This window comes from Pseudomonas sp. GD03842, assembly GCF_029841165.1.
Taxonomy (GTDB): Bacteria; Pseudomonadota; Gammaproteobacteria; order Pseudomonadales; family Pseudomonadaceae; genus Aquipseudomonas.
Window position 1 is genome coordinate 209368 of sequence record NZ_JAOCEA010000003.1, and the last position, 24210, is coordinate 233577.

A 24210-nucleotide genomic window follows, 5' to 3' on the forward strand; every position below is an offset into this window, starting at 1 on the left:
TGTCGTAAGAAACTTTAACGTGGAGACACATTTCGACACTTTCCTGAATGTGCCCGGCGCGTTAGGCTGCGCGTTCATTTCGCCAGCACCCATATGATGCTCCAGCATTTTTTACAAGAATTTGGCTACTTCGCCCTTTTCCTCGGCACCTTTTTCGAAGGTGAGACCATTCTGGTTCTCGCTGGATTTCTGGCGTTTCGTGGGTACATGGACATCAATCTGGTCGTGGTAGTTGCCTTCTTCGGCAGCTATGCCGGGGACCAGCTCTGGTATTTCATGGGGCGCAAGCACGGCCGCAAGCTTCTGGCACGCAAACCACGCTGGCAAATGCTCGGTGATCGTGCGCTGGAACATATTCGCAAGCACCCGGACATTTGGGTGTTGAGCTTCCGTTTCGTCTATGGCCTGCGCACCGTCATGCCTGTGGCCATCGGCTTGTCCGGTTATCCACCGGGGCGCTATCTGCTGCTCAACGGCATTGGCGCCGCCATCTGGGCCGCCGCGTTGGGCGCAGCGGCCTACAAATTCGGGGCTGTGCTCGAAGGCTTGCTGGGCAACGTGAAGAAATACGAACTCTGGGTATTGGGCGCCTTGCTGGTCATCGGTGGCCTGCTGTGGATCAGACGTCGCATCAAGAACGCTCGTATCGCACGCGAAGAAGCAAGGTTGGCGAAGTCGGCCGCGGCCGAGGCCAAGGACCGGCCAGACGAGTGACCCCACCCCGAGCGCAACGAACGCCATTGCGCCTCACAGGCCCTTTACACGCGCCTTGATCCCAAACACAGTGAATGCCATTGCGGCACGTTCCCTGCCAGCGTCTTCCCGTCCAAGTTCAAATTAACGCCCTCTAGAGCGCCGCATGGGCGCTTCACGATGATGGAATTTCCATAAACAGGCGTTCTCAAAACGAACGTCCTGTGGCAACCAATGACAAATTAAGAGACATTGGAAGACATCGCGGGTGTAGTCCACGCCACGGAGCACGACATATCTGGCGTACCCGGCTCGACCGGATCGCCCTGAAGGGGAAAATACGATGAGCAAAAAGGTAGCGGTCATTCTTTCCGGTTGTGGCGTGCAGGACGGCGCGGAAATTCATGAAAGCGTGCTCACCCTGCTGCGCCTCGACCAGCGCGGCGCCCAGGTCAAATGCTTCGCGCCGAACATCCCTCAACACCACGTCGTCAACCATCTCACCGGCGAAGAAATGCCCGAAACCCGCAACGTATTGGTGGAGTCGGCACGGATCGCCCGGGGAGCCATCGAAGACATTCGTGAGGCCGATATCAGTGAATTCGATGCCCTGATCATTCCTGGCGGATTTGGCGCAGCGAAAAACCTCTCGAATTTCGCGACAGAAGGATCGGGCTGCAGGGTTCAGGCGCAAGTGCTGGCCATGGCCGAAGCATTCGCCGAGGCGGGCAAGCCGATCGGCCTGATCTGCGTAGCCCCTGCCCTGGCCGCCAAGATCTACGGCCCAGGCGTAACCTGCACCATCGGCAACTGCGCCGAAACAGCCGCGAAGATCACCAAGATGGGCGGCCAGCATCAGACGTGTGACGTGGCCGATATTGTCGAAGACAAAGACCGCAAGCTGGTCAGCACACCGGCGTACATGGTCGCCAAATCAATCAGCGAGGTGGCGACCGGTATCAACAAGCTGGTGGACCGGGTGTTGGAATTGGCGATGGAAGAACCGCAACCCTGAGCCCACGAGCGGCACGTGCGATTCAGCCTCGCGCCAAGCGCGTCAGGATTCGATCCAGCGCGTTGGCGAAGGCCTGTTTTTCACGATCTCCGTAGGCGCTTTGCCCTCCTCCCACTTGGCCCTGCTCACGCAAATCGGTGAATAGGTTACGCACAGCCAGGCGCTCGCCCATGTTCTGGGCATCGAACTCTTTGCCACGGGGATCCAGAGCAGCGACCCCCTTCTTGACCAGTCTGTCTGCCAAGGGAACATCGCTGCAAATCACCAATTCACCCGGCACCGCGTGCTCCACGAGATAATCGTCGGCGGCATCAGGCCCGCTTGGCACCACGATCAGCTTGACCAACGCGAAAGCGGGTCGAGGGACGGCCTGCCCGGCGACGAGCACCACTTCGAATTGCCGCTTGAGGGCAAACTTGACCACTTGATCCCGCGCGGCCTTGGGACAGGCATCGGCGTCGATCCAAACACGCATGATTGAAAAGTCCTGGTGACGATTTTCTAGTGAACCGTATGGGCCGAACCACGACGTGTGCGTCGCGATTTGCGTGACGGAAAGGGGCGCCATGCGGCAGCCCCTTAACAGGTTTCAAGCAGCTTCGATGCGACGCTTTCCCACCAGACGACTACGGCCATACAGTATGGCAATCGCGATCAAGGCAATGGCCTGAGCACTCAGTGAGTACGCATCGGCGTGAATGCCCAGCCAGTCGAACTCGAAGAACGGCACCGGACGTGTTCCGAAGATGCCGGCCTCTTGCAACGCTTTGACACCATGCCCGGCAAATACGACGGAAAGCGCGCACAACAGCGCGGCGTTGATACCAAAGAACATGGCCAGAGGCAGCTTCGCCGAGCCGCGCAATATCACCCAGGCCAAGCCGACCAAAAGTACCAGCGCTGTGGCGCCCCCGGCCAACACAGCGTTATGCCCGGCCGGACCTGCCTGCAACCACAGGGTCTCGTAGAACAGGATCACTTCGAACAACTCGCGATAGACCGAGAAGAACGCGAGCACCGCGAAGCCGAAGCGGCCACCACCGCCGACCAGGCTGCTCTTGATGTAGTCCTGCCAGGCCGCTGCATGGCGACGGTCGTGCATCCAGACGCCCAGCCACAACACCATGACGCTGGCGAACAGCGCAGTGGCGCCCTCCAACAATTCACGCTGCGAGCCACTGACGTCGATCACGTACGCCGCCAGCGCCCAGGTTCCCAGCCCTGCGAGCAGCGCCAAGCCCCAGCCGGCGTTTACGCTGCGCACCGCCGATTGCTGCCCGGTGTTGCGCAGAAACGCCAGAATTGCCGCCAACACCAGAATGGCCTCCAGCCCCTCCCGCAGCAGAATCAGCAGACCGGAAATGAAGCTCAACGAGGTGCTCAGGCCATCGCTGCCAAGCAAGTCCGCCGATGCCTGCAATTTCAGCTTCGCCGCGTCGAGCCTCTCGGCGGCCTGAGCAGGTGGCAATCCATCCTGCAGGGCTTGCCGGTAAGCCATCAGCGCCTTTTCGGTATCCTTGCGCACGTTGGCGTCGACGTTATCCAACGAGCTTTCCACCAGCTCGAAACCTTCGAGGTAGGCGGCCACCGAAAGGTCATACGCCTGTTCGCGATCACCGGCCTGATACGCGGCAAGGCTTTTGTCCAGCGTCGCACGGGTGTAGTCGAGCAACTGCGCCGGGCCACGCTGCACCTGCGGCGGCTGAGCACGCTGGGCTCGAAACGCGGCCGCCGCCTGTGCGCCTTCGGCCGACGCGATTTCGGCAGGCGTCTGGCGTGCGAGATCAGGGAGGTTGAACGTCTTGACCGGCTGAGCCTGTTTCTCAGCGCTGAAACCCGCGATGTAGGTCGCGACGTCCCAACGCTGACGCTCGTCCATCTGGTCGGCGAACGAGGGCATGTCAGTCCCCTCGATGCCCAGACCGAGGGTGTTGAAGATATCGTAGAGACTCAGTCGGTCCAGTCGCGCCGCGTCCCGCAGATTGGCCGGAGAGGGCGTCATGCCAATGCTCGCCGGGCCATCACCGCCGCCGACTTCGCCGTGGCACACGGAACAGTTCTGTGCATAGAGCGGCGCGCCACGGGAGGGGTCCGGCGTGATGACAGGCGCCTGACTCACCTCGTAGGCTGCTGCCAGCTTCGCACCGAGCTGACGCGCCTGGCGTGCGACGACGGTCCCGTCCCGCTTCTGATCGACAGCACCTTGTAATGCCTTGACGCCTTGGGCCAGTTCGCCGCGCTCCGCCCGCGGAGGCAGCGCCTCGATCAAGCCAGCCAGTGCACCCAGAAACTCCACCTGTTCTTGGTATTCGGCCTCATCGACAACCTTTCCATCAGCCACCGTCGGCGGGTAATCGGCACTCACGTAATCGAGCAAGTGCAGCGCCTGGGCAGCGCCATCGACGGCACCTGCCGAGGCAGGCGTGCTCAATAGACTCACGAGCATCAAGCCCAGGCAGGCCAAATAGCGAGAAGCGGGAAACATGAGTGGATCTCAAATAGGAATGCGAAGGGTTGCTATTGTTCATGTTGAACGTCGCGCACTCAAGCGCTCTTCTTCGCCGGTATGATTTCCCGGTGTCGGCAGTCTCAATGACGCCCCACCGGGAAAGGTATGACTGCAGCAGCGCGGGTGCGATCAAGCCCGATGCAGGGTCGCCAGAAACGCCGCCGCGCTGACGAACAAACCGGCGAAGGTGCGGTTCATCCGCCGCTGCTGCCGTGGCGTCTTGAGGGCACGTAACACCTTCGCAGCCAGCCCCGTATAGCCCGCCATCACAATCAGGTCGACACTGACCATCGTCGCGCCGATCGTGAGGTACTGCGGTAGCAGTGGAAGATGGGGGTCGATGAACTGCGGCAGGATCGCCAGCATGAACACCAGCGCCTTCGGGTTACTGATATTGACCAGAAAGCCCCGTGTCACCAACGCCAGCGGCTTGCCCACGGGGCGGACGGAATCGCTATCGGCAAGGTCGCTCGGCAAGGCACGCCACTGCTTGATGCCCAAGTACACCAGGTAGGCGACACCAAACCATTTGATCAGCGTGAAGGCCAGCGCCGACGTCGCAAGGACGGCACCCAGCCCCGCGGCAACGATCGCAATCTGGACAATGAGCGCCAGCTGCAAGCCCAGGGCGTTCCAGTAGCCGCGCAAAAACCCATATTGCAGGCCACTGGACATCGATGCGATCGCACCGGCGCCTGGAGACAGACTGATGACCCAACAAGCAGCGAAGAAGGCCAGCCACGTTTCAAGCGACATTGCACACCTCAGGGAGAACGAAAGCTGCGCCCTAAACTAGTGCCCGTGACGGACAAAAACCAATGGTTTGTAACTGTTACGCCGAGTTCGCAGGCAACTGTGAGGCTATTTCGGCACTGCGCCGTCGCTCGCCCGGTTTTCCCCGGAAATAATGGCTACCCCGTCAGTACCGCGCCAGCGGCGAATCGACTTCTGGAAAAACTGACTATTGGGCACCTGGACCAATGTGCCACCCAGCTCGGCGGACTCGACCAGCGTGGTAAACATCAGATTGATAGCGGTCACACGACCTTTGATACCCGGCTTGTCCGTCGTGTCCACCAGTTCAACCACATCACCGATGCGAAATGGACCCATGGTGAAGATGAACACCGCGCACAGCAGATTGGAGAGCACGCTCCACATGGCGAAAAAGGCGACAGCAGCAACGGCGACGAAGCCTGAAAGCGCCGCCCACAACACCGAGGCCGATACTCCCAGGCGGCCCAGCACCGCCACCAGGGCCGTCCCCATGATCAGCCAGCGCAAACCACCTCGCACCATCACCAGCAACTCAGGCGGCAACAACGGATAGCGCTCGGCGATGCGGGTGAGAAAGCGTCCGACAAAGCGCTGCAGGGTGTAGCCGATCAACAGAATCAGCAGGATCTGCAAGCCAACCAGAATCGGTTCGATCCAATAAGCGGGCACCGGCAAGGCCAACGACTCCATCAGGACAGCGCTTCCAGTTCGGCCTGCATCGACTCGAGTAACTCGAGGGCTTCCATCCAGGCTTCTTCAAGCTCGGACTCGCGACTCTTTAACTTTGCCTGATCGGCGAGCAAATCGCGCAGCTTGTCCTTGTTGGCGGCATCGTAAACCGCACTGTCGCCCAACGCCGCTTCGATCTTCGCCAGTTTCTCGTGAACCGTACCCAATTCCTTTTCCAGCTTTTCTGCTTCTCGCTTGTGCGGCGCCAACTGCTGTCGAAGGGCCGCGGCCTGCTGGCGCTGAGCCTTCTTATCGGTTTTGTCAGGGTTGACCTGCGTGTTGCTCACCGGCGCGTTGCGCTGACGATAGTCCGCCAGCCAGCGGGTGTAATCGTCGAGATCGCCGTCGAATTCCTCGACCGCCCCGTCAGCGACCAGCAGGAAGTTGTCGGTCGTGCTCTTGAGCAGGTGACGATCGTGAGAGACCACCAGTACCGCCCCGCTGAACTCCTGCAACGCCAGGGTCAGCGCCAGACGCATTTCCAGGTCCAGGTGGTTGGTCGGCTCATCGAGCAGCAGCAGATTCGGTTTGTCCCAGGCAATCAACGCCAATGCGAGACGGGCCTTTTCGCCGCCGGAGAAATTCAACACCGGCTCTTCCAGCCGCGCACCCCGGAAGTCAAAACCGCCCAGAAAATCGCGCAGTGTCTGTTCGCGCTCGGCAGGAGCGATGCGTTGCAGGTGCAGCAACGGACTGGCCTTGGCATCCAGCGAATCAAGCTGGTGTTGGGCGAAGTAGCCGACCACGGTGTTCTCACCCCGCAACAGCCGCCCGCTCAAGGGTGACAGCTCGCCAGAGAGGTTTTTGATCAGGGTGGACTTACCTGCCCCGTTGGGGCCCAGCAAGCCGATACGGGCTCCCGGCGTCAGCTGCAGCTTGACCTTCTGCAAAATGGTTTTGTCGCCATAGCCCAGACGCGCGTCTGACAAATCCAGCAAAGGGCTGGAAATCTTGTCGGATTCACGAAAAGTGAAATTGAACGGCGAGTCGACATGGGCGGCGGACAGCTCTTCCATACGCTCCAGTGCTTTGATCCGGCTCTGGGCCTGGCGGGCCTTGGTCGCCTGAGCCTTGAAGCGGGCGATGTACTTTTCCATGTGCGCGCGCTGGGCCTGTTGCTTCTCGTAGGCCTGTTGCTGCTGAGCCAGACGTTCGGCACGGGCGCGCTCGAAGGCGCTGTAGCCACCGCGGTAGAGCGTGATTTTCTTCTGCTCGACATGCGCGACGTGATCCACCACCGCGTCAAGGAAATCCCGGTCGTGGGAAATCAGCAGCAGGGTGCCTGGGTAGCCCTTGAGCCAGTCTTCGAGCCACAAAATCGCGTCGAGATCCAAGTGGTTGGTCGGCTCGTCGAGCAATAGCAGATCCGAGGGGCACATCAAGGCCTGCGCCAGGTTCAGCCGCATCCGCCAGCCGCCGGAAAAACTGCCCACCTGACGCTCCATCTGCTCGTTGGTGAACCCCAGGCCGGCGAGCAATTTGCGTGCGCGGGCATCGGCGGTGTAGCCGTCGGCGCTGTCCAGCTCCGAATGCAGGCGTGCTTGGGCAGCCCCGTCCTGGGCCGCTTCTGCCGCCGCAAGGTCGCGCTGGACCTGACGCAGCCGTACATCCCCATCGAGGACGTAGTCCACCGCCAGGCGTTCGAGGGTATCGACTTCCTGGCGCATATGGGCAATGCGCCAATCCGCGGGCAACGAACAATCGCCATTGTCGGGGGACAATTCGCCACGAAGCAAGGCGAACAGGCTGGATTTACCGGCACCGTTGGCGCCGATCAGGCCGGCTTTCTGACCGGCGTGCAAGGTCATCTCGGCATCTTCTAGCAGACGCTGCGGACCACGCTGTAAGGTAAGGCTCTGAAGTCTGATCATAATGGCGGCGGAGTCTACCAGCTTCGCCCAAAACAGGTAGATGACGATGCCTTCCGACCTTTGGAGCTTTACCCTTGATTTCTACGCCAGACCCGGCGTTGAGCAGGCCTGCCTCGCGCTACAAACCAATGGGGGCAATGTGTGTGCGCTGTTGTGCGGCGTCTGGCTGGACCAACGGCGCATTCCCTTCGACCCGGAACGCGCCGAAGAAATCAGACAATTGGCGACCCCTTGGCACGACGACGTGGTAGGCCCGCTGAGAGCAATCCGGACGCGATGGAAAGCAGCGGCCGCCGCCGACGAAGAATTGGGCGCGTTACGGGAACGGTTGAAGGGATTGGAGCTGGACGCCGAACGCGAACTGCTGGTCAGGCTGCAGCGACTGGTGCAGAACTGGCCCAGGCAGGACGTGCAGGCAGCGGGGGCGTGGCTGAAGGCGCTGGCGGGAAAAGCGGGGACTCAATCGCCCGACGCGCTGCAAGTGCTGCAACGCGTCGGGCTGGACGCGGCTTAAGAAGCGCTGGTCGAGGACGAGCCGGTCGACGCAGTAGCCGGCGCGGTCGGCGCTGCTGGAGCGGGGGCCGAGGTCGATGCGGCTGGCGCAGGTGCCGCAGGTTTGGCCGCCGAGGCCGCGGGCGTTGAAGGTTTGGCCGACTTTGCCGCAGGCTTGGCAGCAGCAGGCTTGCGGGCAGCTTTTACGGCGGTTTTCGCCGCTGCTGGTTTGGCCGCCGTTTTTGCAGCGCTCGTCTGCTTCGTCACGGGCTTGGCCGCGACTGGCTTGGCCGCTGCGGTGGATGAAGCCTTGGCCGCGGACTTCGCGACTGGCTTGGCCGCGGGCTTGGCAGCAACGGGTGCAGGTTTGGCGGCGGTTTTGGCAGTGGCCGCTTTTGTCGAAGCTTTGGCGGCAGCCGGTGCTTTTACGGTTGGCTTGGCGGATGCCTTGGCGGCCGGTTTGGCCGCAACGGGGGCCTTAGCGGCAGCAGCTCTAGTACCGGCAGTTTTAGCAGCGGGCTTGGCCGCAGCCGTTTTAACAGGCGCTTTACCAGCCAGCTTGGTCGCAACCGGTTTTGCGGCAGCAGGCTTGGCCGCCGCTACTTTTGCAGGTGCCTTTGTCGGTGCTTTCGCCGCGGGCTTGGTTGCCAGCTTCGAAGGCGCCTTGGACGGGGCTTTTGCCGGAGCCTTGGCCGCACGGTCACTCAACGCCTTGGCCACCGCTTCTTTTACACGACCAATGCCTTGCGCCAGCTTAAGGCTCTCCTGTGCATCGCGCTTGAGGTTCTGGATGTACGTGCGGGTTTCGGTTTGACGGTCCTTCAAAGCATCGAGCAGGGCTTCGAGTTCGGCGACGGCGTCTTTGGCTTTGGCCTGTGCCTTGGCCTTACCGGCGCTGGCGGCGTCCTGCAATTTGGTGCGGGACTTGTGCAGTTTTTCTTGCGCCTTACCGCGTTGTTTTTCAAGTTTGGCGAGCAGCTTTTCCGCATCAGCCAGGGCTTGGGAGCAGGCGTCTTCAAGGTGTTCGAGCAAGCTGCTCGAGAGGTGTTGAAGCAAATGCAACGGAGTGTTTACTGGCTTCTTGGTGGCCGACATGACGTTCCTCCTAGCTGATTTGAATGCGGCTCATACTAGACCTCTGCCCGTTACGCCGCTAGGGCATCTTGACACTACAATCTTTGCTCTGTTGCACGGCCCGCAAAATCCTCCCACATCCGCCATCACATTCCCCGTTCGGCACTGGCATAATCGCCACTTCCCAGGCCGGAGAGCATTCATGTCGCGCTACCTGTTTATGTCGTTGTTCCTCTTGGTACCCCTTGCCCACGCGACCGATACCCCGCCCGCCGACAATGCTCATGATCTGGCCTATAGCTTGGGCGCAAGTCTGGGGGAACGCCTGCGCCAGGAGGCTCCGGACCTGCAATTGCCGGCCCTGATCGAAGGTTTGCAGCAGGCGTACCAAAACAAGCCGCTGGCGATCAAGCCCGAGCGCATGGAGCAGATCCTGAGCGACCATGATGCGGCCCTTGCTCAGGCTGAAAATTCAGGCCAGACGGAGCCGCAGACCGAAGCCGCACTCAAGGAGGAACGTCGCTTCATGGAGGCCGAGAAAGCCAAGCCAGGTGTTCGCCAATTGGCCGATGGCATCCTCATGACCGAGCTGACGCCGGGGAGCGGGCCGAAACCGGATATCAATGGCCGCGTTCAGGTGAAGTACGTCGGACGCCTGCCCGACGGCACGATTTTCGACCAGAGCCAGCAGCCCCAATGGTTTCGGCTCGACAGCGTGATCGCAGGCTGGACGACGGCGCTGGCCGACATGCCAGTGGGGGCGAAATGGCGGCTCGTGATTCCATCGGCACAGGCATACGGCGCAGAGGGTGCAGGTGACTTGATCGACCCTTACACACCGTTGGTGTTCGAAATCGAGCTGCTGGCAGTGTCGCAGTGACGCAGGACGGCACTGCCTTCGCCGTGTGAGCGGCACAAAAAAGGGTGCCACAGGGCACCCTTTTTTGTTTGCGAGCCGCTCAAGCCTGAACGGCGTCCTGTGCCTGGTGCGCGTTGTGCAGCACCTCGATCAGGCAATCTTCGAGTTCGAAGCGTTCGTGTAACAAGCCGCCCAATTCCTTGAATTTTTCTGCGACGCATTTGCCTTCATCGCACAGATCATTGAACGCGAGCAGTTTCTCAGTGATGACGTCGATGCGTGGATAGAGCGTGTCGGCCAGTTCAAGGCCGCGTTGATCGTTAAACGCCTTGGCCTCGCCGGTCAGTTGTTCGTAGATTTCGAAGTGACCGGCCGATGCATAATCGACCAGCCTGCCGCAGAACTCCTGCAGTTGCTTTCGGGTTTCAGACAGCGCTTCGGGCTCTGCGCCCAGCACATCGTAAGCCTGAATCAGTTCGTTGCGCTCCTGCAGCCAACGGTCGATCAGCTTGTGAACCCCACCCCAGCGTTCCTGAGCATTCTGGCAACTTTCCAGCATGATGTTCTCTCTTCCTTTCAGGGCTCCTCGACTCCGGAGCCAAGGGGCGATCCGGCTCGTAGCCTATGAAAACCGGCTTTGAAAAAACGTCGACAGCAGCATGATCCGATGTTGCGTGCGGCCCAGATTATGCCCGCGCGACCAGGCCTTCAAGGTACGCAGTCGATAAAGTTCATACAAGCGTTTAATCCGCATTCCCAGTATTCATTGGCTTCGGCCTACGAAACTCGACGAATAGGTAGTACAGCGCAAACAGCGTCATGCCTGAAAACGCCAGCAGACTCCACTCGGGCAAACTGATGCCGAACAGCGACCAGTTGATTTCAGAACAGCCAGCATTTCCGGCAATCACCAATGAAAACACCTTCAACCAGGGTTGAGTATCGAGCAGGAACAGCAAGTTCTGGGCGCACGCATCCAGATTCTCAGCCGGCGCCCCCTGCAACCAGACCTGCCGGGCGGCGACCGCCGCACCGGTCAGACTGACCGCAAGGATCAGCCCTGAATAAACGCGCCAGCCGGTATTACCGGGGGCATGCAAGGCGGCAATGAGGCAGGCAGCAGAACAGATCGACAGCAAAACACGCTGAGCCTGACACAAGGGACAAGGGAAGGAGCCCAGGTAATGCTGCAGATAGACAGCCACCCCCACGATCAACGCGCAAGCGAGAAACGCCAGAAAGAACAAAGAGCGCGTGCGAGCCAGATGCATGGAGAATCCGTAACAAAAGACGAGGGCCGTAACGGTAGAGGAAAGCGAGACTCGCTTTCAAGGCAGCCGGAGGAGGACGTTTCCGAGTGCGATTAAGGATCTATTGATTACACCGATGGGAAATTTACTCTAATCACTCGATGAGCAAGGAAGCCTCTTCCGCACTTTTCGGAAAAGCCCTACACGAAGAGGCGACACCATAACAAAAAAGGCCCTGTTTCAGGGCCTTCTCTAAACTGGGTCTGTCGCCTCAAACGCGAGCAAGGGCCGGTAATGGACGGGCGAGTAAACGTTCGTCCAGCAACCCCAGGCCCTCTTGAAACAGCTGGTTACTTCGCTCTGTTTCGCCCAGCTGCCCTAGCAGGCGAGCCAATTCGGCGCAGGCCTCAGGGTTGCGCTGGAGCTTCAGACTGGCATCCAGGTAATCGCGCGCCTTGCCCCATAGACTGTTTTGCAGACACAGACGACCCAGTGTCAGCAGCAAGCCCGGATCATCGGCGTGCTGCTTGAGCCAGCCCTCCGCCGTTTGCAGTTGACGCTGGGGATCCTCCCCCCGAACCAGCCCGTACAGGCGTGCCAGGTGGCTGTTGTATTCACGTTTGAGCGCGTTGCGTAGCACTTCTTCGGCCTGCGCATCAGCCCCGTGCCGACGCAGTTGGTCCGCGTAGGCAAGGATCAATGCAGGCTCCTGGCGTTGAGCCGATGTCAATTGCTGCCACGCCGCTTCCAACGCAGCCAAACCGGCCGGGCCGACATCACTTTCCGCATCGCGGTAAGCCGCCAACGAAAGGTTTTCGCCCCACGCGCGCTTTTCCAGTTCAGCCAGTTCTTGTGCAGGAAGAACCTTGTCCTTGCGCAATTCCGGCATGAGTCGAATCAGCTCGGACCATTGCCCTCGCTGGCGATAGAGCCGTTGCAACTGCCGTAAGACCTGAGGGTTGTGAGGATGTCGCTCGTGCATGGCCTGCAAGGTCGTCAGCGCGCCCTCGCTGTCACCCCGATCCACCTGCAATTGCGCATGGCTCAACGCGATGGCCAGTTCGGCGTGAGGCTGGCGTTCAAGGGCGCGCTCCAAAAGCATGTCGCTGTCTTCGTAGCGACCTTGCTCGTTCGCCGCCCGCGCGGCACCCAGGTAGTACAGCAGTGGCTGGCGTTCAGCCTCGGCTGCACGGTGCAAATGTTTCTGAGCGCTGGCCCAACGACCTTCCGCGAGGTCCAACTGGCCCTGTTCGATAGCCCTTTGCACACGACGGCTACGGTTGCGGCGCGACCATGGATTGACAACCCCACCCGAGGTGGTCAGCAGCCTGATCACCCCTCGCACAAGCCAGACCAGCAAAACGACAGCAATCAACAAGGCCAGCGCTGCCCACAGGCTCGATTCGTAGCGGAACGTGTCGTAGGCGATCAGGACATAGCCCGAATGACGAGAAATGGCGAGCCCTGCGCCTGCCGCGATAATGATCAGAATAAAGACGATCAGGTACGCGCGCTTCATGGCTTGCTCCCCGGCTTGGCCTCTTCTGACGGCTGCTCGGCTGCTCCACCTACCGGTTTGTGGCGTTGCTCAAGGTAGGCTTGCAGCGCACTGAGGCTTTGAGTCAGATCCGGCGTCGCTACGGAAACCGGTTGCTTTGCCAGCGCATCCAGTCGCTCACCGAGCGACTTGCTCTGCGGATTATCCTGGTTGAAGTTGGCGTCGAGCACGCTCCGCGCCTCGTTGACGGCTTGGACATACACCTGCTGTTGGCCATTGAGCGCGGCCCATTGAGCCTGCTCGAGCGCCAGACTCAACGAAAGACGAACTTGAGTGAGGCTTTGCCCTGCCAGTAATGGGCGAATGTTCTTGTCAGCATGGAAATCGACGCGGAAGTACTGGGAAATCTTGTCCCACCACTTCGCCCATTCACTGTCTTCGGAGCCATCGGTGAGGCCGAGCAGCGATTCGCCCTTGTCCTTGTATTCCGGAGCAAGGGCATTAAGCTGAGCCGCTTGGTCGCGCAGGGCAGCCAACTGCAGGAAAAGGCCCGTCCGATCAGGCTGGTCGACGCTTTGCAGCGCGGCCATGCTTTTCGCCAACTGCTCGCGGGCGGCATAGGCTCCCGGGTCGTCCTGCTCGCGGAGGATCTCATCGGCCCCCTGGACCAAGGCCTGCGCGCTGCTGATGTCTTGCAGCGCGGACAGACGCAAGCTCGCCAGGCGCAGCAAATGCTCGGCCTCGGCCAAGCGCCAATCCTTGCGGCTGGCGCCCAGCACGGTTTCGAGGCGTTGGCTCAGACGTTGCTGATCTCCCTGCAACTGAGTGACCAGTCGACGACGGTCCTCCAGCTCTTCGGCCGGGGGCAGAGCAGCAAGACGGGCTGCCAACTGCTGCTCGCTCTGTTTGAGGACCTGGGTCTGCGCACCAATGTCCTGCAATTGCCCGGCCTGTTGCTGGTGGCCCGTCTGCATGGCCCTGAGTTGCCATACGCTCCAGCCACCCACCGCCACTCCGGCAGCGCCCAACAGCAAGGCCAGCACAGCCAGCCCGTTGCTTGAGCGGCGGTTGGAGGGTTCTTTTTGCACGGAATCCGGCAACGGCTCGGGTTTGACCACTACCGGTTCTGCGTCATCTTTTGGCAAGACTGTTTCGCTCACGTATCCATCCTTTGCATTTGGGCGTGATCACGTCATCCGACGGGTCGATCATGACGCCGGGGAGACAGGTGCGGGGTACGCCCGCAGCGCTGTCAGCAAGGCCGAAGCGCTGGCGCCACGGCAGTCCACTACGGTTTGGGCGCCGGCTTCACGCGCCAGTTCAGCGACCCGGGGGCTCGGTACGAATAATGGCATCTGCGACAACGCTGCCCAGGCATCGCCTGCCAGTTCACGCAGATGCTGAAAACCTTGTCCACTGCTGACCACCAGCCCGTTCAAGCGTTCCGCCTGCACTATCCCAGGCAACGCAAAAGCCGGGTATTGCGGCAGAAAGCGACGGTACAACGGGAGGTAATCGACGCTAGCCCCCCGCTCGCGCAAACGATCGGCCAGCCACTCGCGGCCCTCTTCGCCGCGCATGATCAACACTTTGGGGTCGTAAACCGCCGCGAGGGTTTCTTGCAGTTGGGGCAAGTCGAGCAGCGCTTCGCTGTCGTCGCCGCGCTCGGGGAAAAACACTCGCAGGTTGTAGTCATCGAGAATCTGCGCAGTGGCGGCGCCGACGGCAAACCAATGCTGCATCGGCGGCTGCGGCCAGACCTCGTCTACCCATTCCAGACCCAATCGTGCCGCCGGTTTGCTGACGACGATCACGGCACAGTAAGTCGCAAGGTTGTAGACGATGGCGCGCCGTTCTTCGGTCATCGGCAACGGCTCGATTTCCAGCAACGGCAGGCTGGCACTGAACACCCCCGATTCGGCGAGCGTGCGGGCAAGGGCCTGCGACTCATCCGCAGGGCGGGTCAGCAGAAGCCGCCATCCCTTCACGCTTCGTCTGCCTCGCCATAAACCGCTTTCAGGATCTTCGCCGCGCCCTGTTCCAACAGTGCCTCGGCCACCTGAACACCCAACGCCTGAGCGTCGGATTGCGGAGCACGCCCTTCGGCGTGCAATAACAGGCTGCCTGCCGGATCACCGACCAGTCCGCGCAGCCATAGCTGCTCATCCTCGAGCACGGCATAGCAGGCAATCGGTACCTGGCACCCACCGTTCAAATGCTTGTTCAATGCACGTTCGGCAGTGACACGCACCGCAGTCTCCGCGTGATGCAGAGGAGCCAGCAACGCGTGCAGGTCAATGTCCATGCTGCGGCATTCGATGCCGACCGCACCCTGCCCGCCCGCCGGCAGGCTGTGATCGATGCTGATCGCAGACGTAATACGATCTTCGAAACCCAGCCGGATCAGGCCCGCCGCGGCCAGGATGATGGCGTCGTATTCGCCGGCATCGAGCTTGGCCAACCGGGTGTTCACGTTGCCGCGCAAGAAATGGATGGTCAAATCAGGACGGCGCGCCAGCAGTTGGGCCTGACGGCGCAAGCTGGACGTGCCGACGATGCTGCCGGCAGGCAAGTCGTCGAGGCTGGCGTAGGTGTTGGAGACGAATGCATCGCGGGGGTCTTCACGCTCGCAGATACAGAACAGCCCCAGGCCTTGGGGGAAGTCCATGGGCACGTCCTTCATGGAGTGCACGGCGATGTCCGCTTCATTCTCCAGCAACGCAGTTTCCAGCTCTTTGACGAATAATCCCTTGCCACCGATTTTCGAAAGTGGCGAGTCGAGCAGTTTGTCGCCGCGGCTGACCATGGGCACCAGCGTCACGATCAGGCCAGGATGAGCCTGCTCCAGACGAGCCTTGACGTATTCGGCTTGCCACAGCGCCAAAGCGCTTTTGCGGGTAGCGATGCGGATTTCGCGAGGAGACATGGAACGGTCCGTACTGAATGAATGCGCCAGATGATAACAGTTCGGCCCCGTGGGGCCGATGGCTGTCTACGACGCTTCGTGATCTCGGATCGTCCGTGCACTGCCATGGGGTGGCGTGTCGCGCGCTCCGACTGTGGGACTCCCCCGTAGGAGCGCGCTTGCCGGCGATGGCGGCGTGCCTGTGACAAAATTGCTGACTGACACGATGCGTTCGCGGGCAGGCCCGCTCCCGCTGCACTCAGATCCTCACCATCGCTGCCGCCGACAAGCCGCGCTGCTACGGGAGCAGCGCCAAGCCTGTCAGAGCTGCTGCATCATCTTGCGAACGCCCGCCACATGGCGGCGGCTGACGATCAGCGCATCTCCGTTCAGGCCTTTGAGAAACAGTTGGAAGTGGCCCAATGGCGTGCGCTGCAGGCGTTCGATGCGATCACGGGCCACCAGGGCGTTGCGATGAATACGCACGAACCGATCGCCGAATTCGTCTTCCAATGCCTTCAACGGCTCATCGAGCAGCACCTCGCCGTCCTCATGACGCAACGTCACATACTTGTGGTCGGCGATGAAATAGATCACATGGTCCAACGGAATGAGCTCGATGCCCTTACGCGTACGGGCGCTGATGTGGGTGCGCGGGCCGCTGCCGCTCTCGGCAGCCGGACGCGTCATTGCCGCCAGTTGCACCCGATTGGGCCGCTCGGCCTTTTTCAGCGCCTCGAGCAGGTTTTCCGGACGCACTGGCTTGACCAGATAACCCACCGCGCTGACCTGAAAAGCCTCCAGGGCGAACTCGTCATGGGCGGTGCAGAACACCACCGCAGGCGGCGTGTCGCGCTCACACAATTTGGCTGCGACTTGCAGCCCGTCCAGCCCGGGCATGCGGATGTCGAGCAACACCACGTCGGGCTTCAAACTATCGATCAGCGTCAAGGCTTCTTCGCCATTGGTGGCGCTGGGTTCAAGGACCCGGTAGCCCTCCAGGTCGCCGACCAGACGGCTCAGGCGATCGCGGGCTAGGGGTTCGTCATCAACGATCAGGACATTCATATTGCACTGGCTTCCTGCGTGAGTCTCGCACAAGGATAGCGTAGACAGGTGAAGTGACGACCGTCACGGCGTTCCACGCTCAGACTCGCATGGGGCCCAAAAAGTGCCGTGATTCGAGCGCCGATGTTTGCCAAGGCCTGTTGAGTGCCGCTTGAAGTCTGCCGTCGGGCGACTTCGTCATAGGGATTACTGACGCGCAATATGAATACTCCCCGTTCGTAGTCCGCCTCGACTCTGACCACACCGCCTTCGACACGGGGCGCGATGCCATAAATCAACGCGTTCTCAAGTAATGGCTGCAAGGTTAGCTGGGGAATCGGCAAGTCGTCGGGAATTGCGCTGACGTCCCAGTCCAACTGTAGACGCTCGCCAAGTCGATATTGCTCAATCGATAGATATCGTTTAGCCAATTCCAGTTCTTCGCGCCACGTCGTGAGGCCGCCGGGCTTGCCCAGGCTGGCGCGAAACAGGTCCGAGAGGTCCAGCACCGCCTGCTCGGCCTTGGCCGGATCACTGTTGACCAGGCTCGCAATGCTGTTGAGGGTGTTGAACAGAAAGTGCGGCCGGATGCGCGCTTGCAACGATTCGATCCGGGCACGCAGTTCTGCCTGTTGCTGTTTGCGCCACTGACTCTGCAGGTAAAAGTAGCGCAACATCAGCGCCGACATGATCAGCGCGATCAACGAATAGCGCACATAGCGTTCAACTGGGGCATCAAGAGATGTGGCGCCTGCCGGTTGGCAGTAGTCGGTCACGGCCGTGCACATCAGCGTCATGGTCATCACCAGCAGGCAGCCAGCGGCGCCGGCAACACCCGGCCTGAGCCTTGCGAGCCAAGGGCGCAGACCGCAGAGCAAGCCTGCCGAGAGCAAGACGATCCACTGTACGAACAGCGATATGAGTGCCAGACGCACCCAGTCGAACTGCGGGTACATCGGTTCAATCAGCACCAGCACGAGGACCAACAGCTCGGCGAGCACGACCAACACCAGCAGCGCTTGGGGCAGGCACAGTTCCGGAAGGAAGAATTCTTTACCGGGTGAAGCGCTCCGGCCCGGTGGATTGCGCTCGTTCTCCATACATTCACTCTCTGCGTACCACTGCGCGCGAGGATGCTGCCAAGCCTAAAAAACCGGCAATCCTGTTATCATCGCCCGCGCCTTTCAAAATCGGCCTCTCTCCATCCGTACAGTCAACAGTAAAGCAGCGAGCGAATCCATGAGCACCGACAAGACCAACCAGTCCTGGGGCGGCCGCTTCAGTGAACCCGTCGACGCCTTCGTCGCACGCTTCACCGCGTCCGTCACGTTCGATCAGCGTCTCTATCGCCACGACATCATGGGCTCGATCGCCCACGCCACGATGCTGGCCAAGGTGGGCGTTCTGACCGATACCGAGCGCGACACCATCATCGACGGCCTGAAGACCATTCAGGGCGAGATCGAAGCGGGCTCGTTCGACTGGCGCGTGGACTTGGAAGACGTGCACATGAACATCGAAGCGCGCCTGACCGACCGCATCGGTATCACCGGCAAAAAACTGCACACCGGCCGCAGCCGCAACGATCAGGTCGCCACCGACATCCGCTTGTGGCTGCGTGACGAGATCGACCTGATCCTCGCTGAGATCACGCGCTTGCAGGAGGGTCTGCTGGGCCTGGCCGAGCGTGAAGCCGACACCATCATGCCTGGCTTCACGCACTTGCAGACCGCGCAACCGGTAACGTTCGGGCATCACATGCTGGCCTGGTTCGAAATGCTCAGCCGTGACCACGAGCGCCTGGTCGATTGCCGCAAACGCACTAACCGCATGCCGCTGGGCAGCGCTGCGCTGGCGGGCACCACCTACCCGATAGACCGCGAATTGACCTGTCAACTGCTGGGCTTCGAAGCCGTCGGCGGCAACTCGCTGGACAGTGTGTCCGACCGCGATTTCGCCATCGAATTCTGCTCGGCCGCCAGCGTCGCGATGATGCACCTGTCGCGCTTCTCCGAAGAACTGGTCCTGTGGACGAGCGCTCAATTCCAGTTCATCGACCTGCCGGACCGCTTCTGCACCGGCAGCTCGATCATGCCGCAAAAGAAAAACCCCGATGTGCCCGAGCTGGTACGTGGCAAAAGCGGCCGAGTGTTCGGCGCGCTGATGGGCCTGTTGACCTTGATGAAAGGCCAGCCTCTGGCCTACAACAAGGACAATCAGGAGGACAAGGAGCCGCTGTTCGACGCCGCCGACACCTTGCGCGATTCGCTGCGTGCCTTTGCCGACATGATCCCCGCCATCAAGCCAAAGCACACGATCATGCGTGAAGCGGCGCTGCGTGGATTCTCGACCGCCACTGACCTGGCCGATTATCTGGTTCGCCGCGGCCTGCCCTTCCGAGACTGCCACGAGATCGTCGGCCACGCCGTGAAATACGGCGTCGAAACCGGCAAGGACCTTGCCGAGATGACACTCGACGAACTTCGGCAATTCAGCGACCAGATCGAGCAGGACGTGTTTGCGGTGCTGACACTGGAGGGCTCGGTCAACGCTCGGAACCACATTGGCGGTACCGCTCCGGCACAAGTGAAGGCCGCTGTAGCGCGCGGCAAGCAATTGCTCGCCAGCCGCTGAGCGATCGATACGGGGGCCATTCCATCTGAATGGCCCTGATTAAGCTTCAGCACACAGAGAACTGCCATGAGCGATCAAATCGACAACGATGACGAAGCATTTGCCGAGTCGACCCTGATTCAAGCCATTGAGAACCAGATCGAAAGCGGCAACCCACCCGCAGCCAAGGCCACGTTCAACAAACTGACCCTGGTGGGGTACGAGCGTGACGATATCCTCAACATGATGGCCCATGTGTTGGCCGTGGAAATCGACGGCATCCTGGAGGACGATCGCCCCTTCAACACCGAATGGTACGAGCAGGCCCTGCGCGCGCTGCCGGAATTGCCGCCAGGCGTCGCACTGGATGACGAGCAGTAACGCGGTCCATCCGCCTAAAATTCCGCGCGCCAAGGACCATCTGACGACTGGCCAGAGACTTCCTGCAAAACCTCCAGACGCTTACTACACTCCACTTGCCCCGACTGCCAGTCGTTCCACGGGGCGGTCACGCCTGCGATTCCTTCGCCGCGTCTTCCATTACAAAAAGTCTGGAGCACCTATGTCGTTTACCCCTGAATTGGTTGCCGAACTGGAAATCCTGTCGCTGTATAACCTGCGTAATACCCAGGAGGGTCTCAAGGTCCACCATGACGCGACGCCTACCGCGGTGGCCGCTGCCAAGCGGCTGTTCGATAAAGGCCTGACGACCCAGGTCGACGGCGGATACCTCACCAGCCTTGGCCTGGACGCTGCCGAGCATGCCCAATCGCTGCTGATCATTCTGTCCACTCAGCAAGAAGCGGCCTGAGCCCGCTCCATCGCGAAATCTTTATGGACCCCTCGAAATAAAGGTTTCGCGAACCCTACTTTTATAAGATGCTGCGCCGATAGAATTTTGGCGCCAGAAAAAGAAACAGCCGCCTGCAATCGCTGAACCATTCTTGCCTGCGCCTTGCCCGTTACCCAGCAGTGCCGCCACCCGGCTTGAGTCGCGATGATTCGCAGTTTCGAAATCCGCCCCGATCTGGATGAGGGCATAGACCGCAAGGTCCTCAGCCAGCTGCGCAACCGTTTTCTCACCCTCAACGCAGGGCGGCTCTCTCGCGCCATCGAAGGCCTGTCCACACGCCAGCAGTCAGTGTTGGCACTGCTGCCGCTGTTTTTTCATGTCAATCATCCGTTGCTGCCCGGCTACGTATCGGGTGCCACGCCTGCTGGCGTCTCGCACTACGAACCCGATCCCTCGACGCTGGCCGAAGCCCAGCGGCTCACACGGTCGTTTTCCTATAAGCCACGCCGCGGTAATCCACCTCAGCCGATCCACGGCATTTTCTTGATGGGCAGTCTTGGCACGCTGGCTCAGGCCGATCAAAGCGATATGGATGTGTGGATCTGCCATGACAGCCTTCTGTCGGCGGATGAGGTCGCGGAGTTGCGTAGAAAATGTCAGGCATTGGAGGCGTGGGCCGCAACCATGGGGGCCGAAGCGCATTTTTTCCTGATCGACCCCGAACGTTTCGTGCAAGGCGAACGCGATGCGCAACTCAGCGGCGAAGATTGCGGAACCACTCAACACTATCTGCTGCTTGACGAGTTTTATCGCACGGCCATCTGGCTGGCGGGTCGGACACCGATCTGGTGGCTGGTGCCCGTCTACGAAGAGTCCCGCTACGCCGAATACACCCACACGCTGCTCTCCAAGCGTTTCATCCGCGAAGACGAAGTGCTCGACCTGGGTAACCTGTCTCACATTCCGCCCGGAGAATTCCTCGGTGCCGGACTCTGGCAACTGTTCAAAGGGATCGAGTCGCCTTACAAATCGGTGCTCAAGCTGCTGCTGACCGAGGCTTATGCCAGCGAGCATCCGCACGTGCAGTGCCTGAGCTTGCGGATGAAGCAAGAGGTATTCGCCAGTCGAGTGGACCTCGACGAGCTCGACCCTTACATGATGGTTTATCGCCGAATCGAGGAGTATCTGCGGGCCCGTGGCGAACCCGAGCGATTGGAGCTGGTGCGCCGGTGCCTGTACCTCAAAGTGAACAAGAAGCTGACGGGCTCGCTTCGTCAGCGCGCCCCTGGCTGGCAGCGTCTGTTGCTGGAGCGGCTGGCCCAGGAGTGGAAGTGGGACGAGCGTCAATTGGCCCTGCTCGACAGCCGCAGTCAGTGGAAAGTCCGACAGGTTGCCAGTGAACGGCGTGCACTGGTGAGCGAACTCAACTTCAGCTACCGCTTCCTGACGCAGTTCGCACGGACTCAGAACACCGTCAATTCGATCAACAAGCGCGACCTCAATCTGCTGGGGCGTCGCCTCTATGCCGCGTTCGAACGCAAGGCGGGCAAGGTCGAGTTCGTCAACCCGGGCATCGCGCCGGACCTGGCCGAAGACACGCTCACGCTGGTGCAATCACCCAACAAGCGCGAACCGGGCAAATACCAATGGGGTCTGTACAACGGCAACCTGAGTGTCCACGAGTGGGAGTCCTTCGCCCCCATCAAGCGCAGCCGTGAACTCCTGGAATTGCTGACGTGGTGCCATCGGAACAACGTGATCGACATCAGTACGCGCCTTGCCCTGCATCCCGGCAACAGCGACCTGACCGAATTCGAACTGTTCAATCTGCAGGGCGCACTGCAACAAATTCTGCCCATGCCACTGGGTCGGGTGTCCGATGAAGCACTGCTGCGCCCCAGCGTGCCCCGCCAGATGCTGCTGTTGGTCAATGTCGGCGTCGATCCGCTCAAGCATCACAAGGACCTGAACATCCTGATGACCACCGAGCGTACCGACTCGTTGAGCTACGCAGGGGTGAGGGAAAATCTGGTGCTGACGTTCGACCAAATCACGCTCAACAGTTGGAACGAGTTGCTGGTCAATCGCTTCGACGGGCCGCATGCGTTGTTCGACTGCCTGACCGAGTTGCTGAACAGCCTGCCTGACGCCTCTCCCCCGCCCGCCATCCACGTCCGTTGCTTCTGCCATAACCGCGCGCCGGCCATCGCGCAACGGGTCGAGGAACTGGTAAATACCGCCAAGTTGCTGTTGAGCCGACGGCTGAATCATCGCTACCTGATCCAGGTCCAGCATCGTTACCACGTTCTGGAAATGACGCCCGGCCAAGTGGGGCACGTCGCGTTGGACGATCTGGCCGAACTGTATGACTACTTGGCCGAGGAGCTACCGGCCTACAGCCCGATACATCTGGACCCTCAGGCGCTGGATGACAGTGACTTATCGTTGGTGATTCCCCACGGCCAGCCTGAATGCATTCAAGTGTTTTATCGAATCAGCGAGCCCAATGCCGACCTCTACGTACTGGACGAGCATAACGCGCTCTGGCATCAGCGGCTGCCGTACCATGACGAGCCGAGCTTGCTCACGCCGTTGCAGCGTTTCCTGCAATCATTGATGTACCGACGGGGTGCCCTGTTGCCGCTGGATAACCCCCTCGACCCTTCCGCGCTGGAAACCCTGTATTACCGAATCACGCCGGACGGCGCGGGTCGAGCGCGACGGATCGAGCAACGGCTCGGACCGGTCACACCTACCGACAAGCCCTTCTACGACGTGCAAGCCATCGTCGAAGAAGCGGCCCCAGGGCAAGTCAGCGTTACGCTGTATTGCGACGGAAGAGAGTTTTCGGAGCTTGAATACGGTGAACAGCTTTACAGCGTCGTCGCGCGGCAGATCCTCGACCAGCGCCGCGAACCCCAGCGCTATCGGTGCTACATCACTGACCTGGATCTGTCGGGGTTGCTGGCGGACACACGCGGCGAAACCATCTTGTTCCTGCGCTATAAGGCCGAGCTGGAAAAGTCGCTGAATGCGGCCATGGACGAGGCTTGACGGCGCAACTCACGGGCTGCGGCCAAGCTCCAAAAGATTCGCCAATCGCACAACCTCAGGATTGCACTCGGCGCTGATCGGCCTGATGCACGATTTCGCGACGCCGCTCATCCGTTGCCGCCCGCCACTCGCGGATGTCTTCGACATGGCGGAAACAGCCGGTGCAAATTCGCTGCTCATCCAACCTGCAGACACTGATACAGGGTGACGGCACCGCCGGGCTGACGTTGCTGAACAGAGGTTTCGGCGGCCGCGCCGACGTCGTGCTCGCCGTCACGATCAGTTGCCGTCGATTGCATCGAAATCCAGTTCGACGCCGGCCTGCGCCTGCGCCAGACGCGTCAGCATTTCACCCAGCAATTCTTCGGTCTTGTCGCAAACCCAGCGCTTTTCCTCTTCGTCGTAATCGAAGTGGAAACCACCGGCGACTGCTGCAAGCCAAAGCTGGCGCAACGGCTCCTGACGGCTGAAGATGAATTGAGTACCGTTTTCGAATTTCACGGTCAGAACACCGGCCGAACTCTCGAGGTCCAGATCCAGGTCACTCTCGTCGAAGATGTCCTCAAGTTTTTCTTGCGTGGCATCGACCAGATCGTGAAAGCGGGCTTCGGTCAAACTCATTGCGGGAACCTCGAAAGTGTCTACGAATGGCGCAGCGACGCAAGATACGGTCGCTTCCGGTCAATTGCAAAGCTTACCCGCCCATTAGCACGTAGCCGCGCCAAAAAACGCCCGTCGAGCCCTTCCCTGCCGCACGATCCGTCAAACCCCCGCCGGACGGGAGCCGTAGCGCATAGGCAATCTGTCGGGTGGTCGGTATACTCGGGCGCAATTAATGCTTATACAAAGGATTTCGCCATGAAGCGCCTGATTTCCTCCCTGGCCGCGCTCCTCGCCGTTGCGTGCCTGGTCTCTGCCTGCGGTCAGAAAGGCCCGCTGTATCTGCCCGACGGCGAAACGTCCAGTGCACCTGGCGCCGAAAATTCTTCGCACTCGCACAAGCACCAGACCTCGACTTACTAGGGATTGAC

At 60.5% G+C, this 24210-nt stretch carries 25 protein-coding genes; 9 read left to right on the forward strand and 16 right to left on the reverse strand.

The features are described 5' to 3' along the window. Positions 1 to 93: 93 nt before the first annotated feature. On the forward strand, positions 94 to 714 hold the full coding sequence (locus tag N5D61_RS05915; RefSeq protein ID WP_279891372.1) for a DedA family protein: 621 nt from the start codon (positions 94 to 96) through the stop codon (positions 712 to 714). Between the two features lie 322 nt (positions 715 to 1036). Continuing rightward, entirely contained in the window at positions 1037 to 1708 is a 672-nt protein-coding gene (gene elbB, locus N5D61_RS05920; protein WP_108236138.1) for an isoprenoid biosynthesis glyoxalase ElbB, read from the forward strand. Positions 1709 to 1730: 22 nt separating this feature from the next. Here the strand turns inward: elbB and N5D61_RS05925 are convergent, their stop codons facing one another. The 5 genes from N5D61_RS05925 to N5D61_RS05945 all read right to left on the reverse strand — a co-directional run bounded on the left by N5D61_RS05925 (position 1731) and on the right by N5D61_RS05945 (position 7594). Further along, positions 1731 to 2183: a YaiI/YqxD family protein gene (locus N5D61_RS05925; RefSeq protein ID WP_279891374.1), complete on the reverse strand. Its 453-nt coding sequence runs from the start codon at positions 2181 to 2183 to the stop codon at positions 1731 to 1733. Between the two features lie 114 nt (positions 2184 to 2297). Continuing rightward, positions 2298 to 4193, reverse strand: a complete 1896-nt coding sequence (locus N5D61_RS05930) for an FTR1 family protein (RefSeq protein WP_279891375.1) — start codon at positions 4191 to 4193, stop codon at positions 2298 to 2300. A gap of 153 nt (positions 4194 to 4346) precedes the next feature. After that, positions 4347 to 4973, reverse strand: coding sequence for a LysE family transporter (locus tag N5D61_RS05935; RefSeq protein ID WP_279891377.1), 627 nt, complete (start codon positions 4971 to 4973; stop codon positions 4347 to 4349). A gap of 105 nt (positions 4974 to 5078) precedes the next feature. Next, complete coding sequence (locus tag N5D61_RS05940) at positions 5079 to 5684, reverse strand: mechanosensitive ion channel family protein (protein WP_279891379.1); 606 nt, start codon at positions 5682 to 5684, stop codon at positions 5079 to 5081. Then, on the reverse strand, positions 5684 to 7594 hold the full coding sequence (locus N5D61_RS05945) for an ATP-binding cassette domain-containing protein (RefSeq protein ID WP_279891381.1): 1911 nt from the start codon (positions 7592 to 7594) through the stop codon (positions 5684 to 5686). Before N5D61_RS05945 ends, N5D61_RS05940 begins: the two co-directional genes overlap by 1 nt. A gap of 46 nt (positions 7595 to 7640) precedes the next feature. On the opposite strand from N5D61_RS05945, the gene N5D61_RS05950 reads away from it, so the two are divergent. Then, positions 7641 to 8108 carry a TIGR02444 family protein gene (locus tag N5D61_RS05950; RefSeq protein ID WP_108236144.1) on the forward strand — a complete coding sequence of 156 codons (468 nt, stop codon included), beginning with the start codon at positions 7641 to 7643 and terminating at the stop codon, positions 8106 to 8108. Here N5D61_RS05950 and N5D61_RS05955 read toward each other — a convergent pair. Next, positions 8105 to 9181: an AlgP family protein gene (locus N5D61_RS05955; protein WP_108236145.1), complete on the reverse strand. Its 1077-nt coding sequence runs from the start codon at positions 9179 to 9181 to the stop codon at positions 8105 to 8107. The two genes, N5D61_RS05950 and N5D61_RS05955, sit on opposite strands and share 4 nt — an antisense overlap. Before the next feature lie 181 nt (positions 9182 to 9362). On the opposite strand from N5D61_RS05955, the gene N5D61_RS05960 reads away from it, so the two are divergent. Next, on the forward strand, positions 9363 to 10040 hold the full coding sequence (locus tag N5D61_RS05960; protein ID WP_108236146.1) for an FKBP-type peptidyl-prolyl cis-trans isomerase: 678 nt from the start codon (positions 9363 to 9365) through the stop codon (positions 10038 to 10040). Positions 10041 to 10119: 79 nt separating this feature from the next. Here the strand turns inward: N5D61_RS05960 and rsd are convergent, their stop codons facing one another. The 8 genes from rsd to N5D61_RS06000 form a co-directional block, all read right to left on the reverse strand. Further along, positions 10120 to 10578, reverse strand: coding sequence for a sigma D regulator (gene rsd / locus N5D61_RS05965; RefSeq protein ID WP_108236147.1), 459 nt, complete (start codon positions 10576 to 10578; stop codon positions 10120 to 10122). A 184-nt stretch (positions 10579 to 10762) separates the two neighbouring features. Further along, complete coding sequence (locus N5D61_RS05970) at positions 10763 to 11290, reverse strand: disulfide bond formation protein B (RefSeq protein ID WP_108236148.1); 528 nt, start codon at positions 11288 to 11290, stop codon at positions 10763 to 10765. Between the two features lie 250 nt (positions 11291 to 11540). Next, positions 11541 to 12788: a heme biosynthesis HemY N-terminal domain-containing protein gene (locus N5D61_RS05975; protein WP_279891385.1), complete on the reverse strand. Its 1248-nt coding sequence runs from the start codon at positions 12786 to 12788 to the stop codon at positions 11541 to 11543. Further along, the gene (locus N5D61_RS05980) at positions 12785 to 13927 is read right to left on the reverse strand and encodes a uroporphyrinogen-III C-methyltransferase (protein ID WP_279891386.1); all 1143 of its coding nucleotides are present in this window, start codon (positions 13925 to 13927) and stop codon (positions 12785 to 12787) included. The genes N5D61_RS05975 and N5D61_RS05980 overlap by 4 nt, the downstream gene beginning before the upstream one ends. 48 nt (positions 13928 to 13975) lie before the next feature. Then, positions 13976 to 14755, reverse strand: a complete 780-nt coding sequence (locus N5D61_RS05985; RefSeq protein WP_279891387.1) for a uroporphyrinogen-III synthase — start codon at positions 14753 to 14755, stop codon at positions 13976 to 13978. Beyond that, a complete protein-coding gene (hemC, locus tag N5D61_RS05990) occupies positions 14752 to 15693 on the reverse strand; it encodes a hydroxymethylbilane synthase (RefSeq protein WP_279891389.1) in 942 nt (313 codons plus the stop codon). The genes N5D61_RS05985 and hemC overlap by 4 nt, the downstream gene beginning before the upstream one ends. A gap of 300 nt (positions 15694 to 15993) precedes the next feature. Beyond that, entirely contained in the window at positions 15994 to 16740 is a 747-nt protein-coding gene (locus N5D61_RS05995) for a LytTR family DNA-binding domain-containing protein (protein ID WP_108236153.1), read from the reverse strand. After that, complete coding sequence (locus tag N5D61_RS06000; protein WP_279891392.1) at positions 16737 to 17819, reverse strand: sensor histidine kinase; 1083 nt, start codon at positions 17817 to 17819, stop codon at positions 16737 to 16739. Before N5D61_RS06000 ends, N5D61_RS05995 begins: the two co-directional genes overlap by 4 nt. A 139-nt stretch (positions 17820 to 17958) precedes the next feature. On the opposite strand from N5D61_RS06000, the gene argH reads away from it, so the two are divergent. The 4 genes from argH (at position 17959) to N5D61_RS06020 (ending at position 23179) form a co-directional block, all read left to right on the forward strand. Then, positions 17959 to 19353 carry an argininosuccinate lyase gene (gene argH, locus N5D61_RS06005; RefSeq protein ID WP_279891394.1) on the forward strand — a complete coding sequence of 465 codons (1395 nt, stop codon included), beginning with the start codon at positions 17959 to 17961 and terminating at the stop codon, positions 19351 to 19353. Positions 19354 to 19419: 66 nt separating this feature from the next. After that, positions 19420 to 19713 carry a hypothetical protein gene (locus N5D61_RS06010; protein WP_108236156.1) on the forward strand — a complete coding sequence of 98 codons (294 nt, stop codon included), beginning with the start codon at positions 19420 to 19422 and terminating at the stop codon, positions 19711 to 19713. Positions 19714 to 19894: 181 nt separating this feature from the next. After that, positions 19895 to 20143, forward strand: coding sequence for a TIGR02647 family protein (locus N5D61_RS06015; RefSeq protein WP_108236157.1), 249 nt, complete (start codon positions 19895 to 19897; stop codon positions 20141 to 20143). Between the two features lie 186 nt (positions 20144 to 20329). Continuing rightward, complete coding sequence (locus N5D61_RS06020; RefSeq protein WP_279891395.1) at positions 20330 to 23179, forward strand: class I adenylate cyclase; 2850 nt, start codon at positions 20330 to 20332, stop codon at positions 23177 to 23179. Between the two features lie 55 nt (positions 23180 to 23234). Here the strand turns inward: N5D61_RS06020 and N5D61_RS06025 are convergent, their stop codons facing one another. Then, positions 23235 to 23456 carry a DUF1289 domain-containing protein gene (locus N5D61_RS06025; RefSeq protein ID WP_108236159.1) on the reverse strand — a complete coding sequence of 74 codons (222 nt, stop codon included), beginning with the start codon at positions 23454 to 23456 and terminating at the stop codon, positions 23235 to 23237. Between the two features lie 2 nt (positions 23457 to 23458). Beyond that, entirely contained in the window at positions 23459 to 23800 is a 342-nt protein-coding gene (gene cyaY, locus N5D61_RS06030) for an iron donor protein CyaY (protein WP_108236160.1), read from the reverse strand. Positions 23801 to 24037: 237 nt separating this feature from the next. On the opposite strand from cyaY, the gene N5D61_RS06035 reads away from it, so the two are divergent. Beyond that, positions 24038 to 24202 (forward strand): lipoprotein, encoded by a 165-nt coding sequence (locus tag N5D61_RS06035; protein WP_108236161.1) that lies wholly within the window; start codon positions 24038 to 24040, stop codon positions 24200 to 24202. Positions 24203 to 24210 lie beyond the last annotated feature (8 nt).

Excerpts from the sequence above, each read along its gene's own strand:
- N5D61_RS05915 (WP_279891372.1), top strand. The coding sequence starts at position 94 with ATGATGCTCCAGCATTTTTTACAAGAATTTGGCTACTTCGCCCTTTTC.
- elbB (WP_108236138.1), top strand. The coding sequence starts at position 1,037 with ATGAGCAAAAAGGTAGCGGTCATTCTTTCCGGTTGTGGCGTGCAGGAC.
- N5D61_RS05925 (WP_279891374.1), bottom strand. The coding sequence starts at position 2,183 with ATGCGTGTTTGGATCGACGCCGATGCCTGTCCCAAGGCCGCGCGGGAT.
- N5D61_RS05930 (WP_279891375.1), bottom strand. The coding sequence starts at position 4,193 with ATGTTTCCCGCTTCTCGCTATTTGGCCTGCCTGGGCTTGATGCTCGTG.
- N5D61_RS05935 (WP_279891377.1), bottom strand. The coding sequence starts at position 4,973 with ATGTCGCTTGAAACGTGGCTGGCCTTCTTCGCTGCTTGTTGGGTCATC.
- N5D61_RS05940 (WP_279891379.1), bottom strand. The coding sequence starts at position 5,684 with ATGGAGTCGTTGGCCTTGCCGGTGCCCGCTTATTGGATCGAACCGATT.
- N5D61_RS05945 (WP_279891381.1), bottom strand. The coding sequence starts at position 7,594 with ATGATCAGACTTCAGAGCCTTACCTTACAGCGTGGTCCGCAGCGTCTG.
- N5D61_RS05950 (WP_108236144.1), top strand. The coding sequence starts at position 7,641 with ATGCCTTCCGACCTTTGGAGCTTTACCCTTGATTTCTACGCCAGACCC.
- N5D61_RS05955 (WP_108236145.1), bottom strand. The coding sequence starts at position 9,181 with ATGTCGGCCACCAAGAAGCCAGTAAACACTCCGTTGCATTTGCTTCAA.
- N5D61_RS05960 (WP_108236146.1), top strand. The coding sequence starts at position 9,363 with ATGTCGCGCTACCTGTTTATGTCGTTGTTCCTCTTGGTACCCCTTGCC.
- rsd (WP_108236147.1), bottom strand. The coding sequence starts at position 10,578 with ATGCTGGAAAGTTGCCAGAATGCTCAGGAACGCTGGGGTGGGGTTCAC.
- N5D61_RS05970 (WP_108236148.1), bottom strand. The coding sequence starts at position 11,290 with ATGCATCTGGCTCGCACGCGCTCTTTGTTCTTTCTGGCGTTTCTCGCT.
- N5D61_RS05975 (WP_279891385.1), bottom strand. The coding sequence starts at position 12,788 with ATGAAGCGCGCGTACCTGATCGTCTTTATTCTGATCATTATCGCGGCA.
- hemC (WP_279891389.1), bottom strand. The coding sequence starts at position 15,693 with ATGTCTCCTCGCGAAATCCGCATCGCTACCCGCAAAAGCGCTTTGGCG.
- N5D61_RS05995 (WP_108236153.1), bottom strand. The coding sequence starts at position 16,740 with ATGAATGTCCTGATCGTTGATGACGAACCCCTAGCCCGCGATCGCCTG.
- N5D61_RS06000 (WP_279891392.1), bottom strand. The coding sequence starts at position 17,819 with ATGGAGAACGAGCGCAATCCACCGGGCCGGAGCGCTTCACCCGGTAAA.
- argH (WP_279891394.1), top strand. The coding sequence starts at position 17,959 with ATGAGCACCGACAAGACCAACCAGTCCTGGGGCGGCCGCTTCAGTGAA.
- N5D61_RS06010 (WP_108236156.1), top strand. The coding sequence starts at position 19,420 with ATGAGCGATCAAATCGACAACGATGACGAAGCATTTGCCGAGTCGACC.
- N5D61_RS06015 (WP_108236157.1), top strand. The coding sequence starts at position 19,895 with ATGTCGTTTACCCCTGAATTGGTTGCCGAACTGGAAATCCTGTCGCTG.
- N5D61_RS06020 (WP_279891395.1), top strand. The coding sequence starts at position 20,330 with ATGATTCGCAGTTTCGAAATCCGCCCCGATCTGGATGAGGGCATAGAC.
- cyaY (WP_108236160.1), bottom strand. The coding sequence starts at position 23,800 with ATGAGTTTGACCGAAGCCCGCTTTCACGATCTGGTCGATGCCACGCAA.
- N5D61_RS06035 (WP_108236161.1), top strand. The coding sequence starts at position 24,038 with ATGAAGCGCCTGATTTCCTCCCTGGCCGCGCTCCTCGCCGTTGCGTGC.